Below are 12,691 nucleotides of genomic sequence, written 5' to 3' on the forward strand. Positions count from 1 at the left end.
TCAAAAGATCATGGGGTTGACAGTGACTGGGTTCGGCTTTTTTCTGCGGGCCTGAAATCGGGGTGGGCCAGTGACAAATTTGGCGAGAAAAATCGATCGTTTTGGAGCCGATCGCCCCAGCGCTCGTGCATGAATTTTTCCTCAGTCATAAAACGATCGCGTTGCGCAGCCGACAAATCATCGCCCCGGCTGGCCGATTCGTGGTGAATCATTTCGGCATACGGCGTCAGTATGCAAGCCAAACCAGCCTCATGCAGCCGCAAGCAGAAATCCACATCGTTGAAGGCCACGGCAATTGACTCATCCAAGCCACCGACTTGCAGGTAGTGGTTTTTACGGATCAGCATACAGGCTGCCGTGACCGCCATCAAGCGGTGGTGCAGGGCGATCCTTCCAAAATACCCGACTTGCCCCCTTGCCAAACCAACATGCGCATGGCCAGCCACACCGCCCATGCCAATGACCACGCCTGCATGCTGCAGCCCGTCATGCGCGTTTGGGTACCACAACTTGGCGCCCACAGCCCCGATACCGGGGAGGGCGGCAAAAGAAAGCATTTCTTCCAGCCAATCGCCTGTCACGATCTCAATATCGTTGTTCAACAGGCACAAAAAGTCTCCTTGCGCTTGTGATGCAGCCAGGTTGTTCAAAGCTGAAAAGTTGAATGGCCTTGAATCTCGGATCACCTTGATCCCCTGCTGCACCAAACCGTCGAGGTAAATCAGGCTGTCCGATTCTGAACTTCCATTGTCAACCACCACAATTTCATAATGAGGGTAGGCCGTCCTGCCTTGAATGGACTCGATGCATGTTCTCAGCAATTCAACACGGTCGCGTGTTGGAATCAAAATGCTCACCAAGGGCAATGGGTCAGGTAACTTTGGCCGAACCCTGTTCATGTTGGGAATGGCTGGCGCAGGTTCCACATCGGCTGAAATCCCAACCCGTGCCAGGTGCTCGCACAATGCCCGCCGACTGGCCGAATCCGCATAAGGTTTTTGATCGGGTGCCAGAGCAGTGCTGCCAAAGATTGCACGCCAATGGTAGAGAACATGCGGCACGTGAACGACCTGATGTGGTCTGCAACGTTCAATCACGCGCAAAGCCAAGTCGTAGTCTTGGGAGCCTTCAAATCCCAATCTGAAACCGTTGATTTCCACCAGCGCGTCACGCCTGTAGCAGCCAAGATGGCTGATCATATTTTGTGCCCACATCAACTCGCGGTTGAACTCGCCCTTGAAATAGGGCCCGAATCGCAAGCCGTGGGCATCGATCTTGTCTTCATCGCTGTAAATGATTTGAGCATCAGGGTGTGACTGAAGAGCCTCGATGACATGAAACAAAGCCAATGGGTGCAAACGGTCATCGTGGTCAAGCAGCGCAACCCACTCTCCCTTGGCACTCTCCAGCGCTGAATTGCTGCTGGCCGAAATGTGGCCATTTTTTTCGCGGAAAGTCACCACCACGCGCGCGTCTTTCAGGGCGAGTTCACGCAAATAACCTGCAACTTCCGGATCGGTGGATGCATCGTCGGCAATGCACAACTCCCAGTGTGGGTAGATCTGGGCCTGAACACTCTCAACGGCCTCCTTCAGATAATTTAGGGGCGAATTGTAAGTGGGTACTAACACACTCACCAGTGGCTGGTGCGGCCAGTTTTGGATACGTTCGCCCATCTTTTTCCGGTCAGCTTCAGAAGGCTCGTTTTGTGCGATCCACTGCAAATAAGAAGCGCCCTGATCCAACTCAGACTCTAGGCGTCTCAAAAGACCGCGTACGCCTTGCTTGCGCAAAAGGGAGGGTAATTTGTGCAGCGAAGACAATGCGGTCACCATCACGCGGCCCGTTGACTGGCCCGCCTGAATCCATTGTTGCACCCTGTGAAGACTTTTCCGTAAAGGGGCCGTTAACCGCCAACTGCGGCTGTTAAAGATTTCATCAAGCGCTTGGGCATGGGCTGTCGCAAGGACTTCTTGCTTTCTGGTGAGGGCCTGCACATTGTGGTTGAGTTGCAAGGCCTCGGCTTGGCTCGCTTTCAAGATGGTGGATAAATCTTCATGCTGCCAAACGCGCGACATCAAAACCGACATCTGAGCTTCTGTCCAAAGGTTGCGCCATTTTTTGTAGATTTTTTGGGCAGCCGCTCCGTAAAACATGGCCTGTCCGTGCACACCCGAGCTGTCGTGAATCCGATAAAAAGCCGACACCACAGGCACATACAAAAATGGGGTGTGCCGAGCCGCTTGCAGCCAAAAATCCCAATCCTCGTAAAGGTCCAGTTGTTCGTCAAAACGGCAACCGAGCTCGCGCAGTCGCAACGAAAACAGCACGCTGTGCAGCGGCATCCAATTGCCAGTCAGCAAGCGCAATTCATCAAACGGCAATCCCATCACCGCGCAATCGCTGTCAGCCTTACCCGCTTCCACCACTTGGGTGCGGCTGTACGCCACGGCCATGTCAGGTGATTCTTGCAGCGACTTGACCAGGGTGCTGATGTGATCGGGACCTATCCAGTCATCGTCATCCAAGAATAGCGCGTATGTCCCTTGTGCCAAGTCCAGTGCCTTGTTTGCCGCTGCCGAACGGTGCAAAGCAAGCTCGGTGGTCACCAGCCGTACCCTGCCCAGGCCATCCGCCCCAACTAGTGGCAAATGACCAGGGACTGCTGCCACCACAAGTACCTCAATGTTCGGATAAGTTTGTTTGGCAACAGAGGCCAAAGTCTCAGTCAGAGTATTTCGGTCAATACTGCGAATGAGCAAGGAAACAAGTGGGTACGTCATAACGCCTTATCATACAATTCGGGCATGTCAGCCACCTCGATAGCAGAGCCCGTTCAAGCACAACAACAAAGCCTGCGCTACTTCGGTTGGCTCTCGTTTCAGCTGGCTCGCAGAGACATCGAAGTTCGTTACCGCGGCACCAGCTTGGGCTGGTTGTGGGCCTTTTTGGCGCCCTTGCTCATGCTCGGTGTTTACACGCTGGCCTTCAAATACATTTTCAAAGTCCGTTGGCCTGGCGCTGGCGACAGCCCCATCGACTTTGCACTCCACCTTTTTGCCGGTTTGCTCATCTTTCAGGCCATGGCCGAATGCTGGGGGCGCTCATCGCGTCTCATCATTGAGCAACCGCATTTGGTCAAAAAAGTCGTGTTTCCTCTGGCCTTGTTGCCGTGGGCGCCGGTTGTCAACGCCCTTTTTCATGCAGGCATCTCCATGCTGCTCTTGCTCACGGTGGCCGCCTTCTGGGGTGTTCAACCCCAATGGCAGTGGCTTTTGCTGCCCTTATTGCTCTTGCCCATGGCGCTCTTGTTCTGGGGCGTTTGCTTGCTTTTAGCATCCTTGGGTGTCTTCATGCGCGACCTGCCCCAGGTGGTCACGCTCATCATCGGCCTGCTGCAATTTCTCAGTCCAGTTTTTTACCCGGTCTCAGCACTGCCGCCTTTGGTGCAAACCATCATCGGCTGGAACCCATTGACCGTTTGGATAGAGCAAGTCCGTTCTTGGGTCTTTGGTGGACACCAGCCCAGCTTGCTCATGTGGGGCCAATCCCTGTTGGTCAGTCTCTTGATGGCACTGCTGGGTTATGCCCTGTACCGCCGAGTTCGTGCAGGATTCGCTGATGTCATTTGATCGCCCATTGAACGCCATTCAAGCCCGCCAAATCGGCAAGCGCTACGTTTTGGGGGCATCGCCCTATCAGCGCCTGTGGCAACTTTTGAGTGGCCGCGAAAGCCAACAGGGCCACTTCAATGCGCTCGAAGGCATCGACCTTGACATCGCGCCCGGCGAAGCGATCGGCCTGATCGGACAAAACGGCGCCGGCAAGTCCACTTTGCTGCAACTGCTGTGCGGCACTCTCACCCCCAGCCATGGGCACCTTCAAGTCAATGGGCAGGTGGCTGCTCTTCTCGAATTGGGTGCTGGCTTTAACCAAGACTTCACGGGTCGCGAAAACATCCTTTTTAGCGCTGCGCTTTACGGCATGTCGCCCCGCCACATTCAGCAGCACCTGCAAGAAATCATTGAATTCGCCGACATCGGTGAATTCATTGACCAACCTGTGCGCACCTACTCCAGTGGCATGTACGTGCGATTGGCTTTTTCAATTGCAACAACCGTCAAGCCCGACATCTTGGTCATCGATGAAGCCCTCGCCGTAGGCGACGGTGTCTTTGCCCGCAAATCTTTTGACCGCATCATGCAACTCAAGCAAGAAGGCGTGACCTTGCTGTTTTGCTCGCATTCACTGTTTCAGGTTGAGGCCTTGTGTCAGCGCTGCATTTGGTTGCACCAGGGCAAAGTCATGGCGCAAGGCCCATCGGCGCAGGTCATCTCGCAATACAACGACTGGCTTGCCCAGCGCTCAGCCGGACAAGATCCCGCTCAAGCGGGTGCAGCCAGTCTGCAACCTGGTCTGGTGGGCACGGGTGTTGTGCGTCTGACGGGCCTCAAGGCCCGTTGTGACGACCTCAGTGGCACCGAGCTGCATGCCCGCAGCGGCGAAAGCGAACTGGGGGTTGAATTTGAATTCATGTCTGACCCCCATATGCCCATGCCCAACCTGGCCCTCATGGTCTACGGTGCAGATGGTCGCGTGCTGTGCAGCACGGGCACGTGGATTGACGGCGTCACACTGACCCGCAACGAAACAGGCCTGGGCCGCGCGCACCTGAGGTTCCCCAAGCTGCCCCTGCTCAAAGGTCGTTACACCCTCTCTGCCTACCTCATGTGCGAACGAGCCGTTCACGTTTATGAAGGCGTTGAGCATTTTGCATCTGTGCAAGTGACGCAACCACACCTTGAACAAGGCGTTGTCTCCATTCCCCACCAATGGCAGCCTCTTTGATGGACGACAAACAGCTCGCATTTGCGTTAGCCAGCCAGCGATTCTTCCGTGGCGCCCAATGGCTGTCGCACTTGCCCGGTGCCAACTTTCGACTGGCTCGGCGTTGGGGGCGTCTGGCATCTCCCTACAAGGCAGACCTGCCCGCACTGATGCAGTCCTACATGCAGGCCTACGGTGCCAGAGCCGAAGTGGCCAATGCCCTGAGCCAGCAATGGCTGGCCAGCCATGGACTCTTTGCCCGCAGTATTTTTGACTACCACCGCATGGATGCGGACTGGGTCCGTCAACACATGCAAACCGACCAGCCCGATATCCTGCAGAGTCTGCGCGAGCAAGGTGGCTTGGTCTTGACCTATCACTCCCACCACCACAACACACTCGGCATTGTGTTGGGCCAATCTGGTGTACCCACTTGGGGGGTTGCAGCCACCGAAAAAGCCTCCCCCATGGCGCCCTACACCGGGCGATTCATGCGCATCATCAACGGGCAAAGTGAAGCCAAGTTTGCAGGAGGTCGTTACCTTTTCACCGACGAACCCCGTGCTCTTTTGCGTGGGCTCAAGCAAGCTTTTGAGAGCAAGCATGCTGTTATCAGTCTTTGCGACAACCCCACCCCCACAAGCGACCATCCGCCCGTTCGCTTCATGGGACGCTGCTTCCATGTCGGTGCGGGTGTGGTCGAGCAAGCCCTGGCCCACAGCACCCCCATCACGTTGGCCTTGCTGTGCCCGGACCTGCTGGGTTCATACCGCCTGCACCTTAAAAAAATGCACATGCCACTCAATGCGCACCAGGTGCTGCAGGCCTACTTTGACTTTCTCGCCACAGTGGTGCAACAAACCCCTTGGGCTTGGCAAGGCTGGCATTGGTACAGCGGTCTGGCGGTTTGCGAGCACCCATCCACACCATGACGGCACAGATCACCACCGTCTGTGCCGTGATCGTGTGCTTTCATCCAGATCCCCAAGCACTCCAGCAACTGGTAGACAACCTGCAGCCTGATGTGCAAACCATCTGGCTCGTCAACAACGGCCCACAGCCATTGGCAGGTCCTTGGCCGGCCTCGGTCAAGCAAGTCCAGTGTTCTGGCAACTTGGGCGTGGCGGGCGCCATCAATTTCGGGTTTGATCAAGCATTCGCACAAGGTGCTGATGCAGTGATTGGGTTCGATCAAGACAGCCTTCCTCCGCCTGGCTTGGTCGAGCAGTTGCGCTGTGCTTGGAACGCCATTCAACAAAAACAGCCCCAAAACCGGCTTGCAGCCATTGGGCCCGCACCACAGGACAAAGACACGGGCCACATGCTGCATACCTTTGCCCCATACAACTGGCGTCGTCGGCGCTTGACACCCACAATGGGCAAAAGCTTAGTGGTGGACCACCTCATCACCTCGGGTTGCTTGATCTCTCGGGCCGCATGGCAAGACATAGGCCCTAACAACGAAGGCCTGTTCATTGATTGGATCGATGTGGAGTGGTGCGGACGGGCCCGTCACATGGGCTACCACCTGCTGATGGACGGTAGCGTGATCTTGCCGCATCGAATCGGACAAAAATCGGGCGGCATTTTGGGACGCAAGTTCCATGTGCACAGCCCATTTCGTCACTACTTTGTCTTGCGCAACGCCATGCAACTCTTTAGAGACTCAAGATTCCCTTTGGGCTGGCGCACGCACCATATTTTGTACGCCATTCGGGTCATTGTTGCCAATTTGATTTGGGCCCCCGAACGCTCATCCAGACTGGCGCATGTGGTCCGGGGCTTGCGAGACGGCTGGGCTGGCCGTACCGGCCCTCAGGGTCAAGTACCCGACTGAGTGCAAGCCTTAATCGGCGCTGTTGGCCAATCGGGCAATGTGGTTCAAATCCACTTGCATCAAATCAACCTGGCGATCCAAGGCGCCGTTCGACTGCAGCACCTGAAACACCCGAGTTACCGTCTCGCGGCTCAAGTTCACCATCATGGCCAATTCTTGGTGAGTCGGTGGATTCATCAAAGTCTGTTTGCTCTCCAAATCCACGGCCTCTTTTTGCCCTTGGGCATAGCGAAACAGCAAAAGCAACTGCGCACACACCCGTTGCAAGGGGTTGTTGATGGACAAGATTTGCCGTTGTTCGCTTTGTTGGCGAATTCGCCGCGTCAGGCCCAAGGTGATCGCCTCTGTCATCAGGGGTTGCGACAAAATCATGGGCCTGATTGCGCTGTTGGGCACCAACACCACCTGTGACTTCTTGTTGGCCAACATGATCTCTGGCTGGGGCAGGCTATCCAGCATGGCGATTTCGCCAAAATACTCCCCTTCGGCCACGGCATACAAGCCCACCTCTTTGCCATCCAGGGTAAAGCCTGTCGCCTGAAGTTGACCTTCTAATAAAAAATACAAATAACCAGAATCCGCATTTTTGTCCAACACCACTTCGCGCTTGGCAAAGGTTTTGAGCACCGACAACGCTGCTACCTCGGGCAATGCCGGGGCAGGCAAGTGCCTGAGCAGTGAAAACTGCAGCAACAAAGATGGGTGAATGGCCATGAGCCTACTATTATGAAACAGCGCCAGTTCACGAAAATGAGCCCTAAATGATGACATTTTGACTTTTCTCTTTGTTTTAAATATTTTCAAACCTGTGACTGTGCGCACACGCTGCAAGGCACCGCATTTCATAAAATATCTTTTCACGCCTTGATCCCACCATGAACACCCCGCTCAGCATGATTTTCAAAACCTGGTTAACCAGCCTCTTGGCGGTTTGCCTCATGCTGCCTGTGTGGGCCCACAGCCGTGTGGGGGAAATCACCTTGGTGGTGGGTCAGTTTGAAGTCCAGCGACCTGCAGGCCCAGCCCATAACCTTGTCAAAGGCGACGCCATCCTCGAGGGCGACGTCATCAAGACCACCGTCAACGGTCACGTTCACATCCGTTTTATCGACGGCGGCCTTATCAGCGTTCGGCCCAACTCGGTCTTCACCATCCATGAATTCCGCTTCAACCCCACTCAGCCCAGCACCTCGGTTGTGCGTCTGAGCCTTGACCGAGGCGAGGTTCGTTCTATTTCCGGTCAAGCTACGCAGGAAGCCAAAGACCGTTTCAGGCTCAATACCCCCCTGGTCGCCATTGGCGTTAAAGGCACCGACTTCACCACCCAAGCCACGCAAAGCGCCACACGAGTCACCGTCAACCAGGGCGCCATCGTCATGGCCCCGTTTGACCAAACTTGCCGCGCCGAAGCATTGGGTGTCTGTACAGGCGCCCGGGCCAAAGACCTGACCGCTGACATGGTCGGCATGGCACTGGTCTATCGCAGCGGTGCGGCAGACCCCAGCCTGCAGCTCATTTCGGGACAAAAAGAGCCCGGCAAAATCAGCCAGCTTGACCGCCAAATGCGCGACAACACCGAGCGCGCCGTAACACCACGCAACGTGCCCGACACGCTGCTCCCCGAAACCCGACTGGTTTGGGGCCGCTGGGCGCAAGTCCCGGCACCAGGCGATGCGCTCACTCTGTCTTTCCGTCAAGCCTTGCAAGGCAATGAAGTCACCGTGGGCGACGGTTATTACTTCCTGTTTCGCGAACCCAACGTCCTTAACCAATTGCCCAGTCTGGACAGTCAAGTCGGCTTCAAACTCCAAGCGGCTTCTGCCCAGTACCGCAACCCAGCCAACGAAATCGTGGCCGCGCAGGTCAACGGTGGCACCTTCAGCGTTGACTTTGCCCAGCGCAGCTTCTCGACCCAATTGCAAGTCCAGGCCAACGGCATTGCCACCCAAAACCTCCATTACAGCGGCAAAGTCGATGTGCAAACGGGCATCTTCATCAGCCCCGCAGCGCTTGGGCAAGGCAATTTGGCCGGTGCGATGAGCCTCAATGGGCGACAAGCCGGTTACTTCTTCAGCAACCCCGTAGGCCTTGGCAGCGTTTCTGGCGCGACCTTGTGGGGGCGATGAGCATGGCCCACAGTTCATCTGCGCCCTGGCTCTCCCGCATCTTGCTCAGCGCCATGCGTATGCGTGCCTTGGCGCTTGCGTTGGCATTGTTGGTGGTTTTGGTGCTCCAAACCACCATGGCACCTTGGCTCAGCAGCTGGAACGACCGACTCAGCAGCCGTACCTGGTCTTTGGCTGACAGCCAAACCCAAGAGCGCCGTGTGGTCGTCATCGACATCGACGAAAAAAGCGTTCAAGCCCTCGGTCCTTGGCCCTGGCCCCGTGACCGCGTGGCCCAGTTGCTGCAAGCCATTGACCAGCAAGGCGTCAGCCTCAAAGTCGTTGACATCCTTTTTGACGGCGCTCAGGCCCAAGACCCAGCGCTGAAGCAAGCGCTGCAAAACGGTGCTCCCAGCGTCATCGCGCAGCTGTTTGCCCTCAACCCCCAACACACCGTGCAAACCGGCACCTTATCTGGCGCATTGGGTGCCATGGGTGCTGCTGGGGCAGGTGCTTGCCCACCCGGCACCCCCAACGCATTTGGTTACATGGCTCCTGCTGCCAGCGTGCTGCAAGCAGGGCAGGGCGTGGGCCACATCACCCCCGTCATAGACCCTGACGGCACCATCCGCCGCGTACCCGCACTCATTTGCCACCAAGGCCAAACCTACCCAGCACTGGTGGTCTCAGCTTTGGCTGCTGCCACAGGCGCACAGCCACAATGGCGACCCGAAAGCCAGCTCAGCGGTCCGCAGCAAACCTTGCAAGTGGGCAGCTTCAAGCTCCCCATCGACCCACAAGGCCAACTCTTGGTGTCCTACCAAACGCCCCGTGCAGGCTTTATCTCTTTGTCGGCCTCTGACGTTCTGGCCGGCCGCGTGCCCGCCCAGCTGCTGCAAGGTGCTTGGGCCCTCATTGGCTCTACCGCCATGGGCGCGGGCGACGCTGTGCCCACACCGCAAGGCGGCGCTGTAGGCGGCATCGAAGTCCACGCCCAGTTGCTGGCAGCAGCCCTGGATGAACGCACCCCTTATGCACCCCAGTGGGCTACTTTCTGGCCATGGGTCAGCGGTGCCATCAGTGCTTTGCTGTTGTTGTTGGCCTTGCGTGTGCCCCGACTGGGTGCTGCGGTAGCTGTGCCAGCCATGGCTTTAATCAGTGCCGCACTGGTGTGGGGCGCGCACAGCTATTTGCTCTTGGCCCAGCACCAACTGCTGGCTTGGGGCACACCGCTCATGTTCATTGCGGTTTTTGCGGTCAATTTGCTGGTGGCCGAAATGCTGCGCGTGCGCTTTGAACGCGAACGCCTCTACCAAAACCTGGCCAGTTACCTGCCTGAAGGTGCTGCCCGCAAAGTCGCCTTTGCAGGGCCTACAGCCCAAGTCATGGCCCAGCGCCAACAAGCCACGGTCATGTTTGTTGACCTGCGCAATTTTTCGGCCTATTGCGAAGGCCGCACGCCAGAAGAATCTGCCACCGTGCTGCACATTTTTTACACCACCGTTGACCGCATCGTCAGCCAACACGGTGGTGTGGTCGAGCAAATGGTGGGTGACGGCCTCATGGCCGTTTGGAATGGCTCCAGCCCCTGCCCAGACCACGCCCAAAAAGCAGTGGGTGCCGCCGAAGAAATTTGGCGCGAAGGCGTGGCGCAATTACCCAAAGTCGCCAGCCGCAAAACACCGCCCCTTGACTTGGGCATTGGCATCGAAAGTGGCGACATCATGATCGGCTCTTTTGGCCCAGCACAGCGCCGTGTTCACGCTGTTTTGGGCGAAACCGTCACCATCGCATCGCGCCTCGAAAACCTCACCGCCGAATTGGCCTACCCCATCCTTCTGGGCCCCGAAGTGGTGCGCTTGGCCCAACCCGCCAAAGCGCAAGCCTTGGGTGACTTTTTGTTGGCCGGACTAACCCAGCCACGCAAAATCCACAGCCTGCCAGTCCAGTACGGTCCGGCCCATCTGCACCTTGTGTACAGTGCCGAACAAGACCAAGCCCTTGTCGGTTAAACAAAGCCACACGGCTGCCTCTCCACGCCAAGCCTTAATGGGCATTGTTGGCCTGTTGGCATGTGCGTTGGCGCATGGCCAAACGCCCGCCTTGGTCACTGAGCCTCAGGCAGCTTCATGCCCAGCTGGCTTTGCCCCATTGCCCCCAACCGACGCCGAAGCCCAAAGAGCAGCCCTGCGGCGGGCCCAAACCCACAGCCTCTTATGTGAAAACCGGGCCGACTACCACGCACACCTGGGCGCCTTATTGTTGGCGCTGAACCAAGCAGCACAAGCGGCCAATTCACTTGAAAAATCGCTCTTGCTCAACCCCGAGCAACCGGGTACACAGCTGGATTTCGCCCATGCATTGGCCCTGTTGGGCGAAACCGCCAGCGCCCAACAAATCGTCAACCAAGTCAGTGCCCGGCCCGACATTCACCCCAGTCTGCGCCAATGGCTGCTCGACACCTCTGGTGATCGGCCCGCAGCCCTGTCTAAATGGTCATGGGCCCAACTGTTGCAAACCACAGCAGGGCACGAAACCAACCTGTCCAGCGCCACCCACGCCAATGCCATCACACTGTTTTTATCCAATGGCCCAGTGTTGGTTCCCTTGGACGATGGCTCAAAGCCCCAAAGCGGCGCTGGGCTGAAAAACCTCTTGGCCGTTCAAGGCCAAAGCCCAGCCGGCGGCCCTGACCTTCGCTTGACCATGGCCCTGCAAACCCGTCAAGCCGCAGGGGTGCCTGAAAACCACATGGCCGCTGTTTCAGCCACCTATGTCGAACCCTTCAAAGCAGGCCAGCTGCATGTGCGCTGGGACGGACACCACTTTCACCGCAACAACAGCTTTACCTACCAAGACCAAGGCCTGACGCTGCAATACCACTTTGCGCCATGGACCATGCCTTGCAAATGGCGCACCAGCTTGGGCAGTGCCGATCAAACTTATACAAGCAGCAGCAACCTCAATGGCCGCTTTACCCAAGTTAGATTAGAGGGCAGTTGCAAGCACACCGACCAGACTGAAACCCACTGGGGTATTGGCACGGGGCATGACCGAGCACAAGCCACACAAAGACCGGGCGGCGACAAAAAACGCCAAGACTGGACCATCCGACACGAAAGACTGGTGGGTAAAGTTTCAACCCAAGCGTGGTTGAGGCAGACCATACTGCAAGACAGTGAACGATTCAGTCCTCTTTTGGGTGATTTGGTCAATCGCAGTACCCGAATCGATTGGGGCACGGGTGCTTGGTGGCCCGTGGCGCCACAGTGGAGTGCAGGCCTAGATGTTGAATCAACTTCACAAAAATCTTCTAACGCATTGTTAAATATCAAGAATCTATCAATCTATGCGGGGCTGCGATGGACAAGCAAATAGGAATGAAAAGTCAAAAACTGCTTAAAAAATAGGCAAAAACCGATGTTTTGACGCAACAAGCCCAATAACTAAGCCATCTTGTGATTCAAATCACACAAAAAAAGGTGCAGGCATCGCTTAAAATGAGCACTTCTGAGGAAAGTCACCACGTTAAGCGTTGATGCCCCAAAGAACAACGGCTTGCAAGTCAGTACAAATGTCCTGAAAGCCAAAGAAGAATTTTTTATAAGTGGTTTCCTTTTTTCAGGAAGCTTGTTTTTAAACCTGGATTTTTTTGTTAAGGAAAAATCAAATGCAAATTTGCACATACGCACTGAAAGCAGAAACTTTCAATGTCGGCCTGCATGCTGCAAAGGCAGACAAAGCCGCCTCCAGCTGCAATGCTGTTGACCAGAAAGAATCTGGTGTTTTGTCGTTTTCATCGCCTGACCAGACCTTCACGCTCACTGCAAGCAAAGAGAAAAACAAGCGATTTATTAATCGTAATTTATTAACTTCAACCATTATCTCGGCCCGTATTCGCTTGAACGCCCTTCACTAGGAC

The 12,691-nt window shown here is 56.1% G+C and carries 10 protein-coding genes; 8 read left to right on the top strand and 2 right to left on the bottom strand.

Annotated features, from left to right (window positions below):
* Positions 1-8: 8 nt before the first annotated feature.
* Complete coding sequence (locus tag B472_RS13010; protein ID WP_081504969.1) at positions 9-2,783, bottom strand: glycosyltransferase; 2,775 nt, start codon at positions 2,781-2,783, stop codon at positions 9-11.
* A gap of 24 nt (positions 2,784-2,807) precedes the next feature.
* Here B472_RS13010 and B472_RS13015 point away from each other — a divergent pair, with 24 nt between their 5' ends.
* From B472_RS13015 to B472_RS13030, 4 genes are read left to right on the top strand one after another with little or no spacing between them, the layout of a single operon-like run.
* A complete protein-coding gene (locus B472_RS13015) occupies positions 2,808-3,632 on the top strand; it encodes an ABC transporter permease (RefSeq protein ID WP_019427258.1) in 825 nt (274 codons plus the stop codon).
* Positions 3,622-4,848, top strand: a complete 1,227-nt coding sequence (locus B472_RS13020) for an ABC transporter ATP-binding protein (protein ID WP_192877869.1) — start codon at positions 3,622-3,624, stop codon at positions 4,846-4,848. Before B472_RS13015 ends, B472_RS13020 begins: the two co-directional genes overlap by 11 nt.
* Entirely contained in the window at positions 4,848-5,759 is a 912-nt protein-coding gene (locus B472_RS13025; protein ID WP_157951978.1) for a hypothetical protein, read from the top strand. Before B472_RS13020 ends, B472_RS13025 begins: the two co-directional genes overlap by 1 nt.
* A complete protein-coding gene (locus B472_RS13030) occupies positions 5,756-6,664 on the top strand; it encodes a glycosyltransferase family 2 protein (RefSeq protein ID WP_019427261.1) in 909 nt (302 codons plus the stop codon). The genes B472_RS13025 and B472_RS13030 overlap by 4 nt, the downstream gene beginning before the upstream one ends.
* 9 nt (positions 6,665-6,673) lie before the next feature.
* Here the strand turns inward: B472_RS13030 and B472_RS13035 are convergent, their stop codons facing one another.
* Positions 6,674-7,378, bottom strand: coding sequence for a Crp/Fnr family transcriptional regulator (locus B472_RS13035; protein WP_019427262.1), 705 nt, complete (start codon positions 7,376-7,378; stop codon positions 6,674-6,676).
* 161 nt (positions 7,379-7,539) lie between these two features.
* On the opposite strand from B472_RS13035, the gene B472_RS13040 reads away from it, so the two are divergent.
* From B472_RS13040 to B472_RS16970, 4 genes are all read left to right on the top strand, one after another.
* Positions 7,540-8,790, top strand: coding sequence for a FecR domain-containing protein (locus B472_RS13040; protein ID WP_019427263.1), 1,251 nt, complete (start codon positions 7,540-7,542; stop codon positions 8,788-8,790).
* A gap of 2 nt (positions 8,791-8,792) precedes the next feature.
* Positions 8,793-10,781 carry a CHASE2 domain-containing protein gene (locus B472_RS13045; RefSeq protein ID WP_192877870.1) on the top strand — a complete coding sequence of 663 codons (1,989 nt, stop codon included), beginning with the start codon at positions 8,793-8,795 and terminating at the stop codon, positions 10,779-10,781.
* Positions 10,771-12,147 carry a hypothetical protein gene (locus B472_RS13050; protein WP_157951979.1) on the top strand — a complete coding sequence of 459 codons (1,377 nt, stop codon included), beginning with the start codon at positions 10,771-10,773 and terminating at the stop codon, positions 12,145-12,147. Before B472_RS13045 ends, B472_RS13050 begins: the two co-directional genes overlap by 11 nt.
* 292 nt (positions 12,148-12,439) lie before the next feature.
* Positions 12,440-12,688 (top strand): hypothetical protein, encoded by a 249-nt coding sequence (locus B472_RS16970; RefSeq protein ID WP_133176095.1) that lies wholly within the window; start codon positions 12,440-12,442, stop codon positions 12,686-12,688.
* The last annotated feature ends 3 nt before the right edge of the window (positions 12,689-12,691 follow it).

The sequence above is a fragment of the Limnohabitans sp. Rim28 genome (genome assembly GCF_000293865.2).
Lineage (GTDB): Bacteria > Pseudomonadota > Gammaproteobacteria > Burkholderiales > Burkholderiaceae_C > Limnohabitans_A.

Coding starts and splice junctions, on each gene's coding strand:
- B472_RS13040 (WP_019427263.1), top strand. CDS start 7,540: ATGAACACCCCGCTCAGCATGATTTTCAAAACCTGGTTAACCAGCCTC.
- B472_RS13020 (WP_192877869.1), top strand. CDS start 3,622: ATGTCATTTGATCGCCCATTGAACGCCATTCAAGCCCGCCAAATCGGC.
- B472_RS13035 (WP_019427262.1), bottom strand. CDS start 7,378: ATGGCCATTCACCCATCTTTGTTGCTGCAGTTTTCACTGCTCAGGCAC.
- B472_RS16970 (WP_133176095.1), top strand. CDS start 12,440: ATGCAAATTTGCACATACGCACTGAAAGCAGAAACTTTCAATGTCGGC.
- B472_RS13010 (WP_081504969.1), bottom strand. CDS start 2,783: ATGACGTACCCACTTGTTTCCTTGCTCATTCGCAGTATTGACCGAAAT.
- B472_RS13025 (WP_157951978.1), top strand. CDS start 4,848: ATGGACGACAAACAGCTCGCATTTGCGTTAGCCAGCCAGCGATTCTTC.
- B472_RS13030 (WP_019427261.1), top strand. CDS start 5,756: ATGACGGCACAGATCACCACCGTCTGTGCCGTGATCGTGTGCTTTCAT.
- B472_RS13045 (WP_192877870.1), top strand. CDS start 8,793: ATGGCCCACAGTTCATCTGCGCCCTGGCTCTCCCGCATCTTGCTCAGC.
- B472_RS13015 (WP_019427258.1), top strand. CDS start 2,808: ATGTCAGCCACCTCGATAGCAGAGCCCGTTCAAGCACAACAACAAAGC.